Origin of the sequence: Bradyrhizobium sp. LVM 105 (genome assembly GCF_003957705.1) — a bacterium.
Lineage (GTDB): Bacteria > Pseudomonadota > Alphaproteobacteria > Rhizobiales > Xanthobacteraceae > Bradyrhizobium > Bradyrhizobium frederickii.
In genome coordinates this window covers 172,795-192,826 of the sequence record NZ_QZMV01000008.1, presented here as the reverse complement: position 1 = coordinate 192,826, position 20,032 = coordinate 172,795, and the positions used below count along the sequence as shown (strand labels likewise).

16 protein-coding genes are annotated in these 20,032 nt (G+C 66.6%); 6 read left to right on the top strand and 10 right to left on the bottom strand.

All coding sequences use genetic code 11. The features are described 5' to 3' along the window. Positions 1–122: 122 nt before the first annotated feature. Positions 123–1,235 (top strand): cyanuric acid amidohydrolase, encoded by a 1,113-nt coding sequence (gene atzD / locus D6B98_RS23005; RefSeq protein WP_126259186.1) that lies wholly within the window; start codon positions 123–125, stop codon positions 1,233–1,235. 127 nt (positions 1,236–1,362) lie between these two features. Next, complete coding sequence (locus D6B98_RS23000; protein WP_164718795.1) at positions 1,363–2,832, top strand: amidase; 1,470 nt, start codon at positions 1,363–1,365, stop codon at positions 2,830–2,832. 185 nt (positions 2,833–3,017) lie between these two features. On the opposite strand, the gene D6B98_RS40065 is transcribed toward D6B98_RS23000, so the two are convergent. Continuing rightward, on the bottom strand, positions 3,018–3,335 hold the full coding sequence (locus tag D6B98_RS40065) for a hypothetical protein (protein WP_164718794.1): 318 nt from the start codon (positions 3,333–3,335) through the stop codon (positions 3,018–3,020). A 139-nt stretch (positions 3,336–3,474) separates the two neighbouring features. Here D6B98_RS40065 and D6B98_RS22990 point away from each other — a divergent pair, with 139 nt between their 5' ends. Both D6B98_RS22990 and D6B98_RS22985 read left to right on the top strand, forming a co-directional pair. Next, a complete protein-coding gene (locus D6B98_RS22990; protein ID WP_126259185.1) occupies positions 3,475–4,383 on the top strand; it encodes a PaaI family thioesterase in 909 nt (302 codons plus the stop codon). Between the two features lie 67 nt (positions 4,384–4,450). Beyond that, positions 4,451–4,816 carry a hypothetical protein gene (locus D6B98_RS22985; protein ID WP_164718793.1) on the top strand — a complete coding sequence of 122 codons (366 nt, stop codon included), beginning with the start codon at positions 4,451–4,453 and terminating at the stop codon, positions 4,814–4,816. A 306-nt stretch (positions 4,817–5,122) separates the two neighbouring features. On the opposite strand, the gene poxB is transcribed toward D6B98_RS22985, so the two are convergent. From poxB to D6B98_RS22970, 3 genes are all read right to left on the bottom strand, one after another. Then, positions 5,123–6,859, bottom strand: coding sequence for a ubiquinone-dependent pyruvate dehydrogenase (gene poxB, locus D6B98_RS22980; protein ID WP_126259184.1), 1,737 nt, complete (start codon positions 6,857–6,859; stop codon positions 5,123–5,125). A 105-nt stretch (positions 6,860–6,964) separates the two neighbouring features. Next, positions 6,965–7,597, bottom strand: a complete 633-nt coding sequence (locus tag D6B98_RS22975; RefSeq protein WP_126259183.1) for a 2-dehydro-3-deoxy-6-phosphogalactonate aldolase — start codon at positions 7,595–7,597, stop codon at positions 6,965–6,967. A gap of 13 nt (positions 7,598–7,610) precedes the next feature. Beyond that, a complete protein-coding gene (locus D6B98_RS22970) occupies positions 7,611–8,525 on the bottom strand; it encodes a 2-dehydro-3-deoxygalactonokinase (protein ID WP_126259182.1) in 915 nt (304 codons plus the stop codon). A gap of 252 nt (positions 8,526–8,777) precedes the next feature. Here D6B98_RS22970 and D6B98_RS22965 point away from each other — a divergent pair, with 252 nt between their 5' ends. Further along, entirely contained in the window at positions 8,778–9,875 is a 1,098-nt protein-coding gene (locus D6B98_RS22965; protein WP_126259305.1) for an LLM class flavin-dependent oxidoreductase, read from the top strand. Positions 9,876–9,932: 57 nt separating this feature from the next. Then, positions 9,933–10,487, top strand: a complete 555-nt coding sequence (locus D6B98_RS22960) for a flavin reductase family protein (protein WP_126259181.1) — start codon at positions 9,933–9,935, stop codon at positions 10,485–10,487. 25 nt (positions 10,488–10,512) lie between these two features. On the opposite strand, the gene D6B98_RS22955 is transcribed toward D6B98_RS22960, so the two are convergent. The 6 genes from D6B98_RS22955 to D6B98_RS22925 form a co-directional block, all read right to left on the bottom strand. Continuing rightward, a complete protein-coding gene (locus tag D6B98_RS22955; RefSeq protein ID WP_126259180.1) occupies positions 10,513–11,934 on the bottom strand; it encodes an FAD-binding protein in 1,422 nt (473 codons plus the stop codon). A 128-nt stretch (positions 11,935–12,062) separates the two neighbouring features. Continuing rightward, positions 12,063–12,950, bottom strand: a complete 888-nt coding sequence (locus D6B98_RS22950) for a LysR family transcriptional regulator (protein ID WP_126259179.1) — start codon at positions 12,948–12,950, stop codon at positions 12,063–12,065. 131 nt (positions 12,951–13,081) lie between these two features. Then, positions 13,082–14,935, bottom strand: coding sequence for a sigma-54-dependent Fis family transcriptional regulator (locus tag D6B98_RS22945; RefSeq protein ID WP_164718792.1), 1,854 nt, complete (start codon positions 14,933–14,935; stop codon positions 13,082–13,084). Positions 14,936–15,118: 183 nt separating this feature from the next. After that, positions 15,119–18,424, bottom strand: a complete 3,306-nt coding sequence (locus tag D6B98_RS22935) for an acetyl-CoA carboxylase family protein (protein WP_126259177.1) — start codon at positions 18,422–18,424, stop codon at positions 15,119–15,121. 127 nt (positions 18,425–18,551) lie between these two features. Next, a complete protein-coding gene (locus D6B98_RS22930) occupies positions 18,552–19,220 on the bottom strand; it encodes an aspartate/glutamate racemase family protein (RefSeq protein ID WP_126259176.1) in 669 nt (222 codons plus the stop codon). 1 nt (position 19,221) lies between these two features. After that, positions 19,222–19,992 (bottom strand): GntR family transcriptional regulator, encoded by a 771-nt coding sequence (locus D6B98_RS22925; protein ID WP_126259175.1) that lies wholly within the window; start codon positions 19,990–19,992, stop codon positions 19,222–19,224. Positions 19,993–20,032 lie beyond the last annotated feature (40 nt).

Genomic DNA, 20,032 nt, shown 5'->3' with positions numbered 1-20,032 from the left:
GACGCAGCTTCTCTCTTGCGTCGCGGCAGACCAGGATAGCCGATCCGTCATCCCTGCTTGACAGGAGCCGCTGTTCAGCGGCTGTTTGCTCCGCCGGGCCCCTGAACTCCACAAGGACAGTCATGCGTACAAGATCGGTCGGCGTCTTCAAGATCGCCACCACGGGCCCCGGCGATGTCTCCGGTCTCATGGCCATGATCGGTTCGGGCGCGATCGATCCGCGCGAAATCCTGGCGATCCTCGGCAAGACCGAGGGTAATGGCGGCGTCAACGATTTCACGCGGGAATACGCCGTCAGCGCGCTGTGCGCGGCGCTGGCGCCCCACCTCGACCTGCCGCCGCGCGAGGTCGAGCAGCGCATCGCCTTCGTGATGTCCGGCGGCACCGAGGGCGTGCTCAGCCCGCACATCACGGTGTTCACGCGCCGAGCCATCGACAGCCCTCCGGTACGCCCCTCCGGAAAGCGGCTGAGCATCGGCATGGCGCAGACGCGGGATTTCCTGCCCGAGGAGCTCGGCCGCTCCGCGCAGATCACGGAGACGGCGACCGCCGTGAAGGCGGCTATGGCGGATGCCGGCATCAGCGATCCCGCCGACATCCACTTCGTGCAGATCAAGTGCCCGCTGCTCACGAGCGATCGTGTCGAGGCGGCAGCTGCGCGCGGCAACAAGACAGCGACGACCAGCGCCTACGCCTCGATGGCCTATTCCCGCGGCGCCTCCGCGCTCGGCGTCGCCGTCGCGCTCGGCGAGATTGCGGCCGATCTCCACGATGAAGACGTGCTGCGGCGCTACGATCTGTTCTCGTCCGTGGCCTCCACCTCATCAGGCATCGAGCTGATGCACAACGTCGTCATCGTGCTCGGCAACTCGGCGGCATCAGCAAGCGAGTTCGAGATCGGTCATGCCGTGATGAACGACGCCATCGACTCCGCCGCGGTGGTCGCGGCGCTGCAAAGCGTTGGACTGCGCATGGCGCCGCAGGCAACGGAGGGCCGCGAGCTCATCAACGTCTTCGCCAAGGCGGAGGCCTCACCTGATGGCACGGTGCGCGGCTGCCGTCACACCATGCTGGAGGACACCGACATCAGCTCGACGCGCCACGCCCGCGCCGCGGTCGGCGGCCTGATCGCGGGTCTTGCCGGCACCGGCGCGGTCTACGTATCAGGCGGCGCCGAGCATCAGGGTCCCGCTGGCGGCGGGCCGGTTGCAGTGATTGCGCGACTGTCGGATTGAGACGGGCGGCATCACCGGTTTTGCGACCCCTCCGCCCCGCGCAACCCTGCCCCCCGCGCCGGCTCAGTTGATTCAGGCCCTCCCTTGCGAAAAAGGTGGCGCCGCACCTTGAGGGGATTTGGATTTCATGACGTTGCCGATGAGCTGGAATGAATGGGCGCAGCACGACGGCGTCGCGCTAGCCGGCCGCGTCCGCAAGGGCGAGCTGACGGCAAAGGAGCTGGCGCGCCAGGCCGCCGCGGGCGTCGCCAAGGTCAATCCGGCGCTGTCGGGCGTGGTCGAGCTGTTCGAGGACGTGATCGCCGATCCCGCCAAGGACGGCGCCAATCTCGGAGGTCCCTTCGCCGGCCTGCCCTTCCTGATGAAGGACCTCGGGCCGACCATGAAGGACCGGCTGCAGGAAATGGGCTCACGGCTGATGCGCGGCAATCGCGCCAGCGCCGACACGTTCCTGACCGGTAAGTTCCGCCAGGCCGGCCTCAACCTGATCGGGCGCACGACGACGCCGGAATTCGGCGTGTGCTCTTCGGCCGACAATCCCGCCGTCTACGTCACGCGCAATCCCTGGAATACCGACTACACCACCTGCGGCTCGTCCGCGGGCAGCGCCGCTATGGTTGCCGCCGGCGTGGTGCCGATCGCACACGCGACCGACGGCGGCGGCTCGATCCGCATTCCCGCCGGCGTCAACGGCAATATCGGCCTGAAAGTCTCGCGCGGCGTGTTCTCGCTGGCGCCCCACATGTCGGACCTGACCGGTCTCGTCTCGATCCAGGGCTGCCAGTCGCGCTCGGTGCGCGACACCGCCGCCTTCGTCGATCATGCGAGGGGACCTGCGCCCGGCGAGTTCATGCCGTTCTGGACCACGGCGCAGCCTTATTCCGAGATGATCAAGCGCGATCCCGGCAAGCTGCGCATCGCGCTCTCGCACACATGGGGCGACTACACCGCGACGCCAGAGATCGCCGCCGAGCTGGAGAAGGCCGGCCGCTTCCTCGAAGGCCTCGGCCATCACGTCGATTATGCGCTGCCCGAGCTCGACTTCCGTGCCGCCTTCGCCGCGCAGACCACCTGCTACATCTCGAACTTCGCGGTGGTGATCTCCAACATGCTCGCCGCGCGCGGGCTGGAGAAGCCGCCGGAAGATCTGATCGAGCCGATGAACATCCGCATCTGGGAAGCCGGCCGGCATACGAGCTTCGCCGAGCGCGCGAAGATGCAGGGCGTGTTCAACACCACCTCCCGCGGTTTCGGCGCCTTCTTCGAGCAGTGGGACGTGATCCTGACGCCGATCACCGCGCTGCCGACGCCCAAGGTCGGCACCAAGGAATATCTCACCATTTCCGACAATCCCGACGTGCTGGACTGGTTCGGCAATCTCTGGCGCTTCTTCGCCTTCACGCCGCTCGCCAATCTCTGCGGCATGCCGGCGATCTCGATGCCGATGGCCATGCAAGACCACGGCCTGCCGCTCGGCATCCAGGCCATCGCCAAGCAGGCCAACGACGGCCTGTTGCTGCAACTCGCCGCCCAGATCGAGCGCGCACTCGACGGCAAGTGGAACGGCGGCAGGAAGCCGAAGGTGCATGTGGGCTGAGGCGAGGCTGCTCGCCTCAGACATGCGTCCAAGTTCCTGCAGCCATCCTTCGAGACGCCGCCTCCGGCGGGCTCCTCAGGATGAGGTCTGGTTTCGCGGCGAGACGTCAGACCCTCATGGTGAGGAGACCGCGAAGCGGTCGTCTCGAACCATAAAGGCCGAACACGATCTCCAAAAATGCGTCGTCAGTTCTTCACCGCCGGAATCTCCTCCGCCATCGGCTGCTTCTGGCCCTGCTGGTACATCGCCAGTGCCTTGTCGAGGGCTTCGCGCAGCGCCAGCGCCGCGGCGACGCTGCAGCGCAAATGCGCGGTCTGGACCACATCGACCCTGACGGCGGCGCCGACCGGCATCAACAGGTTCGCGGCGAGCTCGATCTGGATCGCGCCGTTGTGATGGCCGAAGCAGGACGCGCCGTCGAAATAGATGATCGGCGCCCGCTCCGCGCTGGAGCTCGAAATGGTGACGGGCCCCTGATTGGCGGGCGTTTCGGGGTCGGCCATGGGCGCTCCTTACAGGTCATCGACGAACGAAGCGCCCACCATCGGCGCTTCGGCCCGCTCTGTCGAGGCCAAACCGCCTGCGGTGCGGGGGCCCATCCGGGGTTTTGCGCGGCGCCCGACACTGGTCTAGAACGTCCTCATGAGCACCATACCGACCACGCTCCCGTTCGAGGAACTCGCCGAAGCCATCAAGGGCCGCCGCTCCGATTACGGCCATATCAGCGGGCTCCAGCTCGACCGCTTCGCGCCCGCCGAGGCCTGGTCCAGCCTGCCCTATCGGCCCGTCTTCGTCGGCGACACCGAGACCGGGGTGCTGCATGGCGGCGTCGTCACCGCGATGCTGGACGAGAGCTGCGGCATGGCGGTGCAGCTCGCGCTCGACGGCACGCGAGCGATCGCGACGCTGGACCTGCGCATCGACTACCAGAAGCCGGCAACGCCAGGTCTCGACATCAAGGCGCATTCGGTCTGCTACCGCACCACGCGCTCGATCGCCTTCGTGCGCTCCACCGCCTATCAGGACTCCGAAGACGATCCGGTGGCGACCGCGACCGCCTGCTTCATGATCGGCGCCAACCGCACCAACATGCTTGCCGATCGCCGGATGGATGCGCGCAGCATCCCGGTGCTGGAGGCGCCGGATGATCCGGACGGGCCATTCGCGCGCAGCCCGTTCGCGCGCGCCCTCGGCATCCGCGTCAACGACGACGGCACGCTGACGATGCCGTTCTCGCCGCAGATCATCGGCAACCCTATCCTGCCTGCGATCCACGGCGGCATGACGGGGGCCTTCCTCGAGACCACCGCCGTCATCGGCGTCGCGCGCGAGCTCGGTACCGCCGCTCCGCCCAAGCCGATCGGGCTCACCGTCAATTACCTGCGATCGGGGCGCGCCCTCGATACGTTTGCCAACGTCTCGATCGTGAAGCAGGGCCGGCGCATCGTCGCCTTCGAGGCGCGCGCCTGGCAGGACGATGCGGAGAAGCCGATCGCCACCGCCTTCGGTCATTTCATGCTGCGCCCGACGCCGGGAAGTGACGACGAATAAGCGCATTTTGACTTGACGGTCGCGGCTCCGGCCACAACGATAATACGTCCCCGCGAGAGGTATTGAATTGCGGCATCCGCTCGACATCGTCGCCATGTTCGCCGCGCTCTGGCTGCTGGCCTCGATGATGCTTGACGCGGTGACGCCGAAGGAGCTGACTGCGATCATGATCGCCGTCGCGATCGGCCCCGCGATCGTCATCACTGCCGTGTTCTACTACCTGCGCTGCCCGCGCACGGACTTCGCGGTGATGTTCGCGGCGCTCTGGCTGATCTCGGACATCGCGATCGCCTTCGTCTCGCCGAGGCAGCTGCCGCATTTCCTGATCGTGCTCGGCTTCATGCCGGCCCTGCTGATCGGAAGCGTACTGCACTGGCAACGCCTCCAGCGCCGTGAGCAGCGGCTGCCTGCGCCTTCGGTCAAGCGGGGGTGAGACTGCGCATGCGGTCCTCACCTCTCCCGCTTGCGGGAGAGGTCGGCGCGTTCCGGACGATGCGAAGCATCGTCGGCGCGCCGGGTGAGGGCTTTCTCCTCTAAAGCGCGATGCGATTAGGACGAATCGTCATCGCGCTTTAGGTTGTTGTTTAAGCATGATCTTTTCGGAAAACCGCTGCGCACTTTTCCGGATCATGCTTTAGGGGATTATCCCATTGCGGAAATACCCTCTCCCCAACCCTCTCCCGCAAGCGGGAGAGGGAGCGCACCGGCGCTGTGGCGTCAATCTTGATTTCATCACGCTCTAGCGCGGCAGCAGATTCGTCTTCGCAAGGTCGAGCACCTCGTCGCCGCGGCCGTTCATCACCGCGCGCAAGACCCAGAGGCTGAAGCCCTTGATCTGCTCGGTGGTGATGGTCGGCGGCATCGACAGCTCCTGCTTGGCGGTGACGACGTCGAGCAGCGCCGGCCCGTCATGCGCGAGCATCTCCTTCACCGCACCGGGAAGCTCGCCCGGATCCTCGACGCGTTTGGCAAAAATCCCCATGGCACGCGCCATCGCCGCGAAATCCGGATTCTCCAGGTCGACATTGGTGTCGACGAAGCCGGCCGCCTTCATCTCCAGCGCGACGAAACCGAGCACGCCGTTGTTGAAGACGACCACCTTCACCGGCAGCTTCTCTTGCGTCAGCGTGATCAGGTCGCCCATCATCATGGTGAAGCCTCCGTCACCGGAGAGCGAGATCACCTGCCGGCCGGGCTGGGCCGCCTGCGCACCGATCGCCTGCGGCATCGCATTGGCCATCGAGCCGTGCACGAAGGAGCCGATCAGCCGGCGGCGGCCGTTCATGTCGAGATAGCGCGCGGCCCACACCGTCGGCGTGCCGACATCGGCGGTGAACACCGCATCGTCGGAGGCATGGTCGCTGACGACCTTGGCGAGATATTGCGGATGGATCGGCTTAGCTCCCGGCGTGCCCTTGGCGAGCGAGTCCAGGCCTTCGCGCGCCTTCTTGTAATGCGCGACGGCGTCGTCGAGATGCTTGCGCTGCGTCTTCGCTTTCAACAGCGGCAGCAGCGCCTCGATGGTGAGCCTGACGTCGCCGACGAGGCCGAGATCGATCTTGCAGCGGCGGCCCAGATTTTCCGGGCGGATGTCGATCTGCGCGATCTGGCAATCGGTCGGGAAGAACTGCTTGTAGGGAAAATCGGTGCCGAGCATCACCAGCGCGTCACAGGCGTGCATGGCGGCATAGCCCGAGGAGAAACCGATGAAGCCGGTCATGCCGACGTCATAGGGATTGTCGTATTCGACATGCTCCTTGCCGCCGAGCGCATGCACGATCGGGCTCTTCAGCGCCTCGGCGAGCTGCATCAGGGGCGCATGCGCGCCGGCGCAGCCGCGGCCGCAGAACAGGGTGACGCGCTCGGCACCGTTGAGAAGATCGGCGAGCGCCTTGAGCTCATCCGCCTGCGGCACCACCTTTGGCGCCGCCACGCCAAGGCCGCGCGTCGTCGACAGCGCGCGCTTCGGCGGGCTGCGGAACGCGACGTCGCCGGGCATCGCGACCACGGCGACGCCGCGCAGGCCCACCGCCGCCCGGATCGCGTTCTCGAGCACGTAAGGAAGCTGGCTGGGGTCGGAGACCAGCTCGCAATAATGGCTGCATTCGCGGAACAGGTTCTGCGGATGCGTCTCCTGGAAGTAGCCGCCGCCGATCTCGGCGGTCGGGATCTGCGCCGCGATCGCCAGCACGGGCACGCGGCTGCGATGCGCGTCAAACAACCCGTTGATCAGATGCAGATTGCCGGGACCGCAGGAGCCGGCGCACACCGCAAGGCTCCCGGTCACCTCGGCTTCGCCGGCGGCGGCGAAGGCAGCGACCTCCTCGTGGCGGACATGGATCCATTCGATCGTGCCGCGGCGGCGCAGCGCCTCGGTCAGCGCGTTCAGGCTGTCGCCGACGATGCCGTAGATGCGCTTGACGCCGGCCTGTTCGAGCGTTGCCACGAACAGATCGGCCACGTTGTTGATCGCCATATCGGTCTCCTGCTGCGCCGGTCACACTGCGCGAAGTGTCAACATCAGCATCGCGGCAATATGAGGCACAATAGGCGATGACGGTTCACAGCTGGTTTACTACCCTCAGTCTTTCGCAATCGCCCGATCGTAGGCTTCGACCGTCGCCTTGGCGCGCGCGGCGACATCGGCGGCGCTCATGCCGGGCTTGTACAGACTGGAGCCGAGCCCGAACGCGGTCACGCCGCCCTTGATGTATTCGGCAAAATTCTGGTCGGAGACGCCGCCGACGGCGGCGATCATCACCCCTGACGGCAGCACGGCGCGGATCGCGGCGATGCCGGCGGCACCTAACACGCTCGCCGGAAAGAATTTCAGGCCCGATGCGCCGGAGCGCGCGGCAAGCAGCGCCTCGGTCGGCGAGAACACGCCGGGCAGCGTGACCATGGCGTATTGATGTGCACGCACCAGCACCTGGGTGTCCACGTTCGGCGAGACCATCAGCCTGCCGCCGACGTCATTGAGGCGATCGACATCCGCGGTGGTCAGCACCGTGCCGGCGCCGATCAACACGCCTGGTGGCGCCTGCTTCACGGCCATTGCGATGGAGCGGAATGGATCGGGCGAATTCAGCGGGATCTCGATCGCGGTCATGCCGGCTTCGACCAGCACGCCGACGATAGGCTCGCACTCCTCGGGCTTGACGCCGCGCAGGATCGCGACCAGCGGTCGCTTCATTGGCGGAAAGGCAACGCTCATCTCAAGAATCCTTCTATTTCTTCCAGATCGCGGCAGCCGCCATCGACAGGCCGCGGCGGACGGCTTCATCCGCATCGACCGGCTGCACCGTGAACGACAGTGCATCGAAGGCATGCCGGTACAGCATCGCAAGCCGGCCCGAGGCAATCAGCACGACGGCAGCGTGCGGCACCGCGCCGGAGAGACCGGCGGCCAGCTCGGCGCCGATCAAGGTGCCCGACAGCGTCTCGCGCGCCGCGGCCGGCGTGCCGCCGAACAGTAATTGCCGCGAGCGCGCCGTGAACAGGAGATTCGCGGCGAAGGCCGGCGCCGCGTACGCGGCCTTGACCGCCGCCTTGAAGCTCGCAACATCCTCGGCCTCGTCGGCGCCCGCGATCGCGAGCGACAGGATGGTCTCGCGCGAGACGGCGCTGAACAGCTCGCCGGTCATGAAGGTGGAGAAGCGTTCGACGATGCCGCCCCCGACGCGCACCCATTTCGAATGCGTGCCGGGCATGCAGACCAGCGCCTCGCCCACCGCATCGAGGCCGAGCGCGCCCAGCAGCTGCGTTTCCTCGCCGCGCATGACGTCCGGCGCGGCAGCGTCTCGCTGTGCGATGCCCGGCAGGATGCGGATGTCGCGCGCCTGCCCGGGGACGCGCACGGCCTGGTTCAGGACGGCGGAGAGCGGCGCGGGCGTGTCGACATAGCCGGCCTCGACCCAGCCGGTCTTCGCGCCGGCCATGCCGCAGACGAGAACCGGCAGATGATCCGGCGCCTCGACCGCCGCGAGATGCGATTGCAGCACCGCGGGAAAGCCGGTCTTGGCGGAGGCCAGCATGCCTTCATCGCTGCGGCGTTCGGCCAGCACGAGGCCGGCACGATCGACCAGCCACAGGCGAAAACTGCTGGTGCCCCAGTCCACCGCGACATAAGCGGGTTCGGTCATGCGAAACTGTCCTCGTCTCACGGCCAGGCTCTTGTCCCACCTGCAAGATCTTGTCTCACCAGCAAGACGCCGTCTCGCGACAATGAGACGATCTCTTGCGGGCCTTGGTCGAGATACCGGCTATTGCGCGGGCAAACCAGCCCTTTCTCTCGGATTTGCGGCTGCACCGCGCTGGCACAGCGCTTGCTGAACGCTCCCCGCTCAACGCCGTCAACGCGCGACAAGACGCGGCAACATCAGATGAGGAAACCCATGGAGATCGGCTATTTCACGATGCCTTCGCATCCGCCGGAGTGCGGCCTGAAGGAAGGGAACGACTGGGACCTGCAGGTCATGCGCTGGCTCGACGAGCTCGGCTATCAGGAGGCCTGGGTCGGCGAGCACCACACCGCACCGTGGGAACCCAATCCCACGCCCGACCTCCTGATCGCGCAGGCGCTGATGCAGACCAAGAAGCTTCGCATCGGGCCGGGCGGTTTCCTGCTGCCCTATCACCACCCGGCCGAGCTCGCCAACCGCGTCGCGATGCTCGACCATCTCTCCGAGGGCCGGCTCAATTTCGGCGTCGCCGCATCCGGCCTGCCGAGCGACTGGGCGATGTTCAACGTCGACGGCATGAGCGGGCAGAACCGCGACATGACCCGAGAGGCGCTGGAAATCATCCTGAAGATGTGGAGCGATCCCGCGCCCTGGACCTACAAAGGCAAGTTCTGGACGGTCTCCAAGCCGGACACGATGTTCGACTTCCTCAAGCCGCACATCAAGCCGCTGCAGGCGCCGCATCCGCCGATCGGCGTTGCGGGCCTCTCCAAGAACTCGGACACGCTGAAGCTCGCAGGCGAGCGCGGCTTCATCCCGATGAGCCTCAACCTCAACCCGGCCTATGTCTCCAGCCACTGGGATTCCGTCGAGATCGGCGCCGCCAAGACCGGGCGCAAGCCGAACCGGCAGGACTGGCGGCTGGTGCGCGAGGTGTTCGTCGCCGACACGGACGAGGAGGCCTGGAGGCTCTCGACCGGCGACATGATGGGCCGGATGATGAGCGAGTACTTCCTGCCGCTGCTCGGCCATTTCGGCTTCAAGGACTATCTGAAGCACGCGCCCGACGTGCCCGACAGCGACGTCACCGTCGAATATTGCGCCAAGCGGAACTGGATCGTCGGCTCGCCCGCGACCGTCGCCGAAAAGATCGAGAAGATCTACGACGAGGTCGGCGGCTTCGGCGTGCTCCTGGTGTTCGGCTTCGACTACAAGCACAAGGCCGAAGCCTGGCACCATTCGCTCTCGCTATTGAAGAACGAGGTGATGCCGCGCCTTGCGCATCTCGGTTCTGCGAGGAAGGCGGCTTGACGCTCAGCGGGTGCGGCGCGATCGTTCCGCACCCGCATTTATTTCGGAGATTTCCGCGTGACGGTCGACGCCAAGGACTTCAAGCAGGCGATGCGCCAATGCGCCGGCGCGGTGGCACTGGTGACGGTGGGGACCGAGCACGGCAAGCGCACGGGCCTGACGGTGACCTCGGCCTGCTCGCTGTCGGACACCCCGCCCTCGCTGATCGTCTGCGTCAACCGCAACGCCAGCGCCCATGCGCGCATCCGCGAGGAAGGCGCGTTTGCGGTCAGCTTCCTGCACGAGGATCACGCCCTGCTCGCGCTCACTTTCAGCGGCCAGAAGGGCATCAACGGCGACGACCGCTTCGCGTTCGGGCAGTGGACGCGGGGTGCGACCGGCGCGCCGGTGCTGACCGACGCGGTCGCCGCGTTCGACTGCGTGCTGGCGCAGGAGTTCGAGACCAGGACCCATTCGATCTTCGTCGGCGAGGTCCGCAGCGCCTCGCATTCGGCCATGGCGACGCCGCTCGTGTACTTGCGCAGCAACTTCCATACGCCGCGGGAGATGCGCGAGGGCGTGACGATCGGCGACCTCGACGCGCGACACCTGAGCTGGACGGATTTCTCCTGACGAGGCCGATGCAGGATACGCCGATCTAGAACAGCTCATAGCCCGGAGTGAGATGGCTGCCGGGGTCATGCCTCCCCTTGGCTTCGCGCAAGAGCGACCATCGCACACCGAAATGATCCGTCCAATCGCTGGACGACATCGGGAGCGCGCTCACTGGATACAACACACCACCTGCGCTGCGAATGCGCTCATAGAGCTCGCGGTTTCGCATGACCAGCCGCTCCGCATTCGCCCTGTCTGCCGACGCCGGGATACGGATCAGATTGAACGGAAACACGACGCGTTCGTCAGGAAGCCGAAGCAGGGGCGTGCGGCATCGGTCGGTGAACATCGGATAGTAGGTGATGCGCCCGAACGGGCCCAGATCATCGCTGTTCAGTTCGGCAATGACATCGCGCGCGATCTTCAGCGCGTTGCTGCCGGGCAGATAGGTCAGGAGCCAGGGATGCGGATTGAGCCATTGGCCATTCGCCCGCAGGATCTTCTCGAGCTTGGCGAATGCGTTCGCGTCCTCGCCAAAAGTCAGGTCGGAGACGGTCTCGCGCTTGTCCGCCAGGCCCGCGAGCAAGGCCCCGTCGTCAGGCATCTTGCCGTCGTAGAAGACACCCGCCTCCATTTGATAGCGCCAGCCGCCGGTGCCGTCGGGCACGACAGCCCCCTGCAACTGATCGAAGCGCGCCTCTTCCAGAACGCGCCGCTGATCTGCCGTGAGCGAGGCAAGATCGGGATAGGACAGCTGAAATCGGCGAACCCGCTCGGGAGCGCGCATCAACCGAAGCGTCGCTCTGACGATGATCGCGCATTGCGCAAGTCCGGCTCGAACGGCATCGAAGAGCTCGGAATGCGAGGTCGGCGAACAGGTGAGTTCCACGCCTTCGCCGGTGACGACGTCGAGTTCCAGAACCTGATCGGTCTGGAGACCGTGCCGGGATGAGGATCCCCCGATGCCCCCGACGGCAAGCGTGCCGCCGACGGACAGTTCGAGGTAATTGGTCAAGACCGGCGGAACGAGCCCTTTGGCCAAGGTCGCATCCACCACCTTGTGCCAGGTCGCACCGGCATCGACCACGACGCGATCCGGCTCGACCCGATGGATCGTGGCCAGCATGCCAAGATCCATCACGATGCCGTCCTCGGCCATGGCCCGGCCATAGGTTGCGTGACCCTGCCCGCGCGCCGCAACCTTCAGCCCCTGGTCCTTGGCCCAGCGCATGATGTCGGCGACCTCGCCGCTCGTCGCCGGCTTGCAGACGGCCCGAGGCCGTCTATCCACGATGTGGCCGAAATCCTGCGCGGCCGCCGCGCGCGATTCTGCGTCGTTCGCGAGCAGGGGCCCGGGCGATTGCGAATCGCGCGGGCCGGACGGCTGTCCGGCAAGAGCAGCGGATGCCAGCGTCGCGGTGACGCCGACGCCCGCATGGAGGAGTGTCCGTCTGTTGGGAGTCATGGCGCAGTCCTTCTCGCAGGGCGAAAGTGCCCTTGCGCGTCAAGCTGCGATGGCCCCGGCGCCGGGACAACGGGCGTGGCGCGGGATAGACATTCCCGCCAATCGGTAGAATGCGTTCCGGACGTCGCTCAAAGCCGCTCGAGCTTCAGCCTCTCGGCCAGGAGATCGACGAAGAGATGCGTCTTGGCCGGCGGAATCGCGCTGGGTGGAAACACTGCACGCACGGGCGTTCGCGGTGCCTCGAAATCCGCGAGCACGATTTCGAGAGCCTCCTGGTCGACGAGATCGCGGATCTGCCAGAACGGACCATATCCGACACCGATGCCATGACGAGCGGCAGCATGCGCCGCCGTGGTGCTGTCGGTGCGAAAACGGCCATTCACCTGTACGGTGGTCAAGCGGCCGTCGATCCGAAACCGCCAAACATCGGCTTCGCCCTGAGCAGTCCTGCGCAGGATGCATTGATGATCGGCAAGATCGCCGGGCTGGCGCGGGCGGCCGTGGCGCTCGAAATAATCGGGCGCGCCGTAGACAACCGTGCGCAACTCTCCCAGTCGCCGCGTCTTGAGCGAGGAATCGGGCAATTCCCTGATCCGGACGGCGAGATCGAAGCCGTCACCGACGACATCGACGGGCCGATCGGACATGTTGACGTCGGCCTCGATCTGCGGAAAGCGCGCCATGAACTCGGCAATGGCCGGCACGACATGGGTGGCCCCGAACTGGATTGGCGCAGCGACCCTGAGCAGCCCGGAGGGCTCGACGCGCCGGTTTGCCGCCTCGAGGCGCGCTTCACTGATTTCGGCAAAGGCTGGCTTGACGCGACGATAGAACGCAAGCCCCGCCTCCGTCGCCACCGACTGCCGCGTGGTCCGCCGCACCAGTTCGACCCCGACACTACGTTCCAGCGCAGACAGCGCCCGGTTGACCGACTGGAGCGAGCGCCCCAACCGTCGCGCAGCCGCGGTCTGGCTGCCGGCTTCGACGACAGCCAGAAAGACTTCGATCTCCTCCATCGAGCCTCCTCCTCTCTCGCAATTTGCGGCAATGCCCGTTCGCGGCGCCCCATCCGGCGCTGGGCGTTCCTAGCGCCGCCCACGTTCCGAGCCTGTTTCGGCGGAAGTGGGACGTCGCGCCGGGCCAAGGTTCAGACGGACTCGATCTTCAATTGCTTGATCTTCCGATACAGCGTCGCGCGGCTGAGCTTCAGGGCGCGAGCCGCTTCGGCGACGCGGCCACCATGCGCGCGCAGGGCGCCGACGATCGTGGCGCGTTCGGCGGCCGCGAGATCGGACTCCGCTGCCCGTCCACCGAACGGTGGCAAATCGAGATCCGCATCCGTGATGACACCGTCTTCCGCGGTGCAGCCGGCGAGCCGCAGCACGTGGCGGAGCTGGCGCATGTTGCCGGGATACGGATAGGCCGCAAGCTGCGACCATGCTTCGTCCGATAGCCTGCAGCCCGGCGCTTCCTCGCGCGCGATCTGGCGGATGATATCGTCCCTGTCCGCCCGCTCGCGCAGGGCCGGCAGGCGCACCGCGATGCCGCGCAGACGGAAGTAGAGATCGGCGCGGAAGCTCCCCTCCTCCACCATGCCGCCGAGGTCGCGATGGGTGGCGCTGATCAATCGGATGTCGACCGCCACCGGCTTGAGCGCACCGAGCGGCCAGACCTCGCGGTTTTCCAGGACGCGCAGCAGCCGCGTCTGCAGCGCGATCGGCATGTCGCCGATCTCGTCGAGGAACAGCGTGCCGCCATGGGCCTGCACGATCAGGCCTTTCGAGCCGTCGCGGCGCGCGCCGGTGAAGGCGCCGGCCTCGTAGCCGAACAGTTCGGCGTCGATCAGGCTCTCCGGCATCGCCGCGCAATTCAGGGCGACATAATTGTTGCGCGCCCGGTTGCTCGCCGCGTGAATGGCCCGCGCGAACACATCCTTGCCGACGCCGGTCTCGCCCTGCAGCAGCACCGGCAGATCGCGATCGATGACGGCCCCGAGCCGCTTCACGCTCTTGACCATTTCGGGATCGCGGCCGGCGAGCCGATGCAGCGCATCGAAGCGATCGACGGGCGCGTCGCGGCGTGGTGCAAGGGGCTTTGCGCGCATCGGCGGCGCCACATGCCCCTGGCCCAACGGACTGCCATCCGCCCGACGCTGCTCGACGAGCTCATCCGTGCCGCGCACGGCCTGATGATCAAAACGGACGTAGCGGGACACATCGATGCCGGACGCGATCATGCCGTCGGTGAGGCCCAGCAGTGCGCGCGCGGAGCGGCAGGCGCCGACGACGCGGCGGTCATCGTCATAGGCGATGAGGCCGCTGCCACCGTCACCGGGCACGGTGGCGATCCAGGCGTTGCGGAAATGGGCACGGAAGATCGCGCCCTCGATGCGCCGGGTCGCCTGCATCGTCACCGCGAGCGCGAGCTGATGTGCGGTGCGCTCCAGATCCTCACGGCAGGAGGTGATGTTGACGGCGCCGGCGAGCCGGCCGGCCTGGTCGAACAGCGGCGCCACGGCGCAGGAGAACATGTGCCACTGCGCGCGGAAATGTTCGTCGCGATGCACCAGGATCGGCTTCTCCTCGGCCAGCGCCGTGCCGAGGCCATTGGTGCCCTCGAACGTCTCGGCGAAATTCGAGCCCGTATAGATCTTCCAGTCCAGAAACATCCTTGCGTCGGCTTCGCCCGGCAGGCGGCTGAACAGCATGGTTGCGTTGGCATCAGCGAGATTGACGCAATAGCCGGCGTCGCGCAGCGCACGGGCGAGATCGTCGAGCTCGGGCATTGCGAGCCTGATCGTCTCCTCCATCGGCTCGGCGGCATGCCGGACCTCGGCTTCGGTGAAGGTCTGCGGCGGTCCCTGCCGGGCCGGATCGAGCTTGTGGTTGACGAGGCACCGTCGCCAGGAATTGGCAATTCGCGAAGAGGCATCGACGTCGGCCACATGATTGGCGACCGACAAGACACGGGCGACATGGTTCGAGGCCGACAAGCTGGCCATCGCGGACGTCTCCACCCTGTATTATTGTGCAAAGTCTGGCACCACAGGCGGGGATGTCAATCGGGAACCGGTTTTGCCGTCATTCCGGGGCGGCTCGAAGAGCCGAACCCGGAATCTCGAGATTCCGGGTTCGATGCTTCGCATCGCCCCGGAATGACGGCCTCATCTATTGCTGCACCGCCCTCACCACGTATCGATGCACGGCCGCTTCTTCGCCGTTCGCGCCGGCGGCTTCGGCACCGAGCGCAGGCCCGCCATGATCCACCGCCGCGTCTCGGCGGGGTCGATGACGTTGTCGATCTCGAACACCGAGGCGATCGAGACCGCCTTGCCGTTGGCATAGAGCTCGGCGACCTTGTTGCGATAATAGGTCTCGCGCTCCTCGGGGTCGGCGATCGCCTCCATCTCCTTGCGGAAGCCGAGGCGGACATAGCCTTCCAGGCCCATGCCGCCGAACTCGCCGGTCGGCCAGGCCGCGGTGAAGAACGAGGCGTGGAAGCCGCCGCCGATCATCGACTGCGCACCGAGACCATAGCCCTTGCGCAGCACGATGCCGAACAGCGGCACGGTGAGGCTCGCGCCGGTCACGAACATGCGCGAGACGTGGCGGACGATCGCGGTCTTCTCGGCCTCCGGACCGACCATGAAGCCGGGCGTGTCGCAGAGCGAGACGATCGGCAGATCGAAGGCATCGCAGAGCTGGAGGAAGCGCGCGGCCTTGTCGCCGGCATCGGCATCGATGGCGCCGCCGAGATGGCGCGGATTGTTGGCGATCAGACCGAACGGCTTGCCTTCGATACGGATCAGCGCGGTGATCATGCCGACGCCGTAGTCGCAGCGCAGCTCCAGCACGGAATCCTTGTCCGCGACGAGATCGATCACGCTGCGGATGTCGTAGACGCGCAAGCGGTTCTCGGGGATGGCGCGGCGAAGCAGGCGCTGGTCGGCGGCTTGCCACTCCGCCACCGGACCCTGGAAATACGACAGATATTTCTGCGCGACCCTTGTCGCCTCCTCCTCGTCCTCGACCAGGATGTCGATGACGCCGTTGGGCGACTGGAACGACACAGGGCCGACCTCGGCCGGATGATAGACGCCGAGGCCGCCGCCCTCGATCATGGCCGGGCCGCCCATGCCGATCGAGGCGTTCTTGGTGGCGATGATGACGTCGCAGCAGCCGAGCATCGCGGCGTTGCCGGCGAAGCAGTAACCGGAGACGACGCCGACGACAGGGACGAGGCCGGACAACCTTGCGAACTGCACGAAGGACGGGCCGTCGAGCCCGGTCATGCCGAGCCGGTCGGTGTCGCCGGGCCGGCCGCCGCCGCCTTCGGCATAGAACACCAGCGGGACGCGCCAGTCTTCCGCAAGGGTCAGCATGCGGTCGATCTTCTTGTGATTCATGTGGCCCTGCGTGCCCGCGAGCACGGTGTAGTCATAGGCCACGACGATGCAGCGCGCGCCCTCGGGGCCGAACTTCTCGCCGTTCACGGTGGCGACGCCCATGACGAGGCCGTCAGCCGGCGTGTTCTTGATGAGATCGTCGAGCTTGCGCCGGCGCCGCTGCGCCGCGATCGCGAGGCTGCCATATTCCATGAACGAGCCTTCGTCGACGAGCTGGGCGACGTTCTCGCGCGCGGTGCGCTGGTTGGTGTTGCGGCGGCGCTCGACCGCGGCCGGGCGGTTCGCATCCAGCGTGTTGGCCTGGCGGGCGATCAGCTCGGCAAGATCCGGGCGGATGTAGTCGAGATCCACATCGGCTTCCGCGGCCGTGTGATCCGCCGCGACGTCGAGCGGCTCCAGATACATGATCGGCTCGCCATGCAGCAGCGTGACGCCGTCGCCGGCAACGAGCTTCATGACCCGGCCGCCCTGCTCGGCCATCACGAGATGCTCCATCTTCATGGACTCGATCACCGCGAGCTGCTGGCCCGGGCGCACGATCTCGCCTTCCTTCACCTGAATGGTGACGATGGTGCCCTGCAAGGGCGCTGCGACCAAAACCGCGCCTTCGGGCACCACCTGGGCGACATGCGCTTCGGTGCCGTGCGCTGCGCTTCGTTCCGCCGCGGCAAAATAGAGCGGCTTGGCTGCGCCATCGGCGGCCTCGACGAGCTTTGCGATATTGCGGTCGATGAAATCAGTCGCGATGCGGTTGGTCCTGAAATCGGGATGCACCAGCACGGCCTGGAGGAAGGCGATGTTGGTGACCACACCGTCGATGCGGAACTCGCGCAAGGCGCGCGACGCCTTGGCCACCACGTCATGCCAGGCTTCGCCCGGCGTATGCACGATGACCTTTGCCAGCAGCGAATCGAAGGCGGCGCTGGTCTTGTAGCCGGAATAACCGAAACTATCGACGCGCACGCCCGGCCCGGAGGGCGGCTCGAATACGGCCAGCACGCCGCCGGTCGGATGCGTCGCGCCGGTCTCGTCAAGCGTCTCCATGTTGACACGGAGCTGCATGGCATGGCCGCGGGGCTTCGGGACGGATTCCTGTGCCAGACCGAGGGAAGCCAGCGAAGCCCCCGCAGCGACGGCGAGCTGGGCGCGGACGAGATCGAGGCCAAGCACCTCTTCGGTCACGGTGTGCTCGACCTGAAGCCGCGGATTGGCCTCGATGAAGGCAAAGCTGTCCTCGGCGGTGCCCTCGACCAGGAACTCGAACGTGCCGAGATTGTCGTAGGCCGCGGCCGCTGCAAGCTGCATCGCCGCGTCGATGATGCGGCCGCGCAAGGAGTCGCTCAGCGAGGGGCTCGGCGCGACCTCGATCAGCTTCTGGTGCCGGCGCTGGATGGTGCATTCGCGTTCCCAGAGATGGGTGATCGCGCCATGCTTGTCGCCGATGATCTGCACCTCGATATGGCGCGCCTGCCGGATCAGGCGCTCGGCATAGACACCGTCGTAGCCGAAGGCGGCCTTGGCCTCCGACTGGCAGCGGGCATAGGCCTCCGCGAGATCGGAGGCGTTCTCCACCACGCGCATGCCGCGCCCGCCGCCGCCCGCCATCGCCTTGATGACGATGGCCGCGTTGCTGCCGAGCGAGGTGAAGAACGCCGTGATTTCCTCCAGGCTCGACGGCCCGCTGGTGCCGGCGATGATCGGCACGCCGCAGCGCTTGGCCAATTGCCGAGCCGCGACCTTGTCGCCGAACAGGTCGAGCGCCGCCGGCTTTGGGCCGACGAAGGTAAGACCCGCATCGGCGCAGGCCTTTGCGAACGCTGCGTTCTCGCTGAGGAAGCCATAGCCGGGATGCACGGCGTCGCAGCCGATGCCTTTCGCCGCCGTCACCACCGCGTCGATATCGAGATAGGCCCGGGCGCCGCGGCCTGGGATTTCGATGGCGTCGTCGGCCACACGCACGTGCAGCGACAGCGCATCGTCGGCGGGATGGATCGCAACCGTCGCGATGCCGGCATCGGCCGCAGCCCGCGCAATGCGGATGGCAATCTCGCCGCGATTGGCGATCAGGAGCTTCTTGAACGACATGCGGCGTCTCCATGCCCGCGAGCCGAGGCGCGGGTCGGCAGGTTCGATGATCCTGCTTCTTCACTTTAGCCGCAGCCGTCAAGGGTAGGAAAGCCGATCGCAGTGACCGCTCCCGTCGGCCGGAATATCAGTCGGCCGGGCGCGCCGCGATGAGGCGAATAATCCGCGCCACGGCAGACGGGATCGGCGCGATAACGGGGACAGCGAACACCGGCTGAAGCTCGCGCGCGGCTTCGCCCAGCGGCCCGCCGCCGATAATGACGGCCTCCGCGCCATCCTGCGCGATACAGGCCTCGACCGCGCGGGCCAGCGCGTCGCGCAGCCGCGCCGAATCGCGCATCAGCGCCTCTGGATCGCCATCGGCAAAGCGCGTGCCGGCGTAGTGCGAACGCAATCCCAGCGCGTCAGGCAGCGCGGCGATTTTCGCACCCAGCAACGGCGTCGTAGTCGCGACGCCGAAGCGGCGGCCTTTCTCCGCAGCTTCCAGCATCGAGGACTCGCCAATGCCGACCGCAGGCAAATTCAGCGCTGTCTTGATCTCGGCGAGACCGGGGTCTCCGAACGCGGCGACGATGAAGCCGTCACAAGAATTCTGATGTGCCCGCGCAATGTCCTCGACCTCGGGCGCGGCCTCGTCCAACGCCTTCGCCGACACGATCATCGTCGGCGCCCGCGTGGCCGTTGCGCCGACAATGTCGAAGCCGTCCGTGACTGCAGACTTCGCGATGGCGACCATCATCGCGGTCGTCGCCTCGCTGCTGTTCGGATTGATCAGGAGAATGCGGCGGCCGGCCACGCTATCCGCCCGCCCGCGCCCGCGCACCGATCTCCTGGAAGATCGCGGTGAGCTCGTCGACCTCGTCCTCGCCTTCCCCAGGCCTGATCCGCTGCTCCATCTCCTCGATGTGATGGCGCATGGCGTGGATCGCGCCGGCCTTGTCCTTTGCGAGGATCAGTGCCCCGATGTCGGGGTGCGCGTCGGGCGAGCAGTCCGGCTCACCCGGCTGCTCGAAGGTCGCGATCGCGAGCGACGTCCGCAGCATCAGCTCGCGCGACATGTCGAGCAGCACTTTGTTGCCCGCGAGCTTGGCGACCAGGATGTGGAATTCCGCCGTGAGCGACAGCGAGGCCCAGCGGTCGTTGCGATCGTGGCGCGCCTCGAGCTCCATATGGGCCTTCAACGCGGCCTTGCCTGCCTTGTCCAGCCGGTCGATGGCGGTAGCGACGGCGGCCGTTTCGATGATGCGGCGCGCGGCGAAAATATCCTGCGCCTCCTCCCAGCTCGGCCGGTACACGAACGCGCCGCGGTTGGGGATCTGCATCACCACCTTGCGCGAGGCGAGATGGGTGAGTGCCTGGCGGATGTGAATTCGCGTCGTGCCGAAGGCTGCGGCAAGCTTGTCCTCGCCGAGCTTGGCGCCGGGCTTCAGCCGCTTCTGGCTGATCGCGGTCAAGATGCCCTGCACCACCGGATCATCGTCGATGCTGCGCGGATCGATGGCTTCGGGCTCCCTGCGTTTCGGCTCGGGGCGCTTCGGCTTGCGCTTGAGGGGGCGGGTTCGCTTCATGCGTCGCTCTTACAGGATTCCCGGATGTTGCCGGAGCCCA

Coding starts and splice junctions, on each gene's coding strand:
- atzD (WP_126259186.1), top strand. CDS start 123: ATGCGTACAAGATCGGTCGGCGTCTTCAAGATCGCCACCACGGGCCCC.
- D6B98_RS23000 (WP_164718795.1), top strand. CDS start 1,363: ATGACGTTGCCGATGAGCTGGAATGAATGGGCGCAGCACGACGGCGTC.
- D6B98_RS40065 (WP_164718794.1), bottom strand. CDS start 3,335: ATGGCCGACCCCGAAACGCCCGCCAATCAGGGGCCCGTCACCATTTCG.
- D6B98_RS22990 (WP_126259185.1), top strand. CDS start 3,475: ATGAGCACCATACCGACCACGCTCCCGTTCGAGGAACTCGCCGAAGCC.
- poxB (WP_126259184.1), bottom strand. CDS start 6,859: ATGGCGATCAACAACGTGGCCGATCTGTTCGTGGCAACGCTCGAACAG.
- D6B98_RS22975 (WP_126259183.1), bottom strand. CDS start 7,597: ATGAGCGTTGCCTTTCCGCCAATGAAGCGACCGCTGGTCGCGATCCTG.
- D6B98_RS22970 (WP_126259182.1), bottom strand. CDS start 8,525: ATGACCGAACCCGCTTATGTCGCGGTGGACTGGGGCACCAGCAGTTTT.
- D6B98_RS22965 (WP_126259305.1), top strand. CDS start 8,778: ATGGAGATCGGCTATTTCACGATGCCTTCGCATCCGCCGGAGTGCGGC.
- D6B98_RS22955 (WP_126259180.1), bottom strand. CDS start 11,934: ATGACTCCCAACAGACGGACACTCCTCCATGCGGGCGTCGGCGTCACC.
- D6B98_RS22950 (WP_126259179.1), bottom strand. CDS start 12,950: ATGGAGGAGATCGAAGTCTTTCTGGCTGTCGTCGAAGCCGGCAGCCAG.
- D6B98_RS22945 (WP_164718792.1), bottom strand. CDS start 14,935: ATGGCCAGCTTGTCGGCCTCGAACCATGTCGCCCGTGTCTTGTCGGTC.
- D6B98_RS22935 (WP_126259177.1), bottom strand. CDS start 18,424: ATGTCGTTCAAGAAGCTCCTGATCGCCAATCGCGGCGAGATTGCCATC.
- D6B98_RS22925 (WP_126259175.1), bottom strand. CDS start 19,992: ATGAAGCGAACCCGCCCCCTCAAGCGCAAGCCGAAGCGCCCCGAGCCG.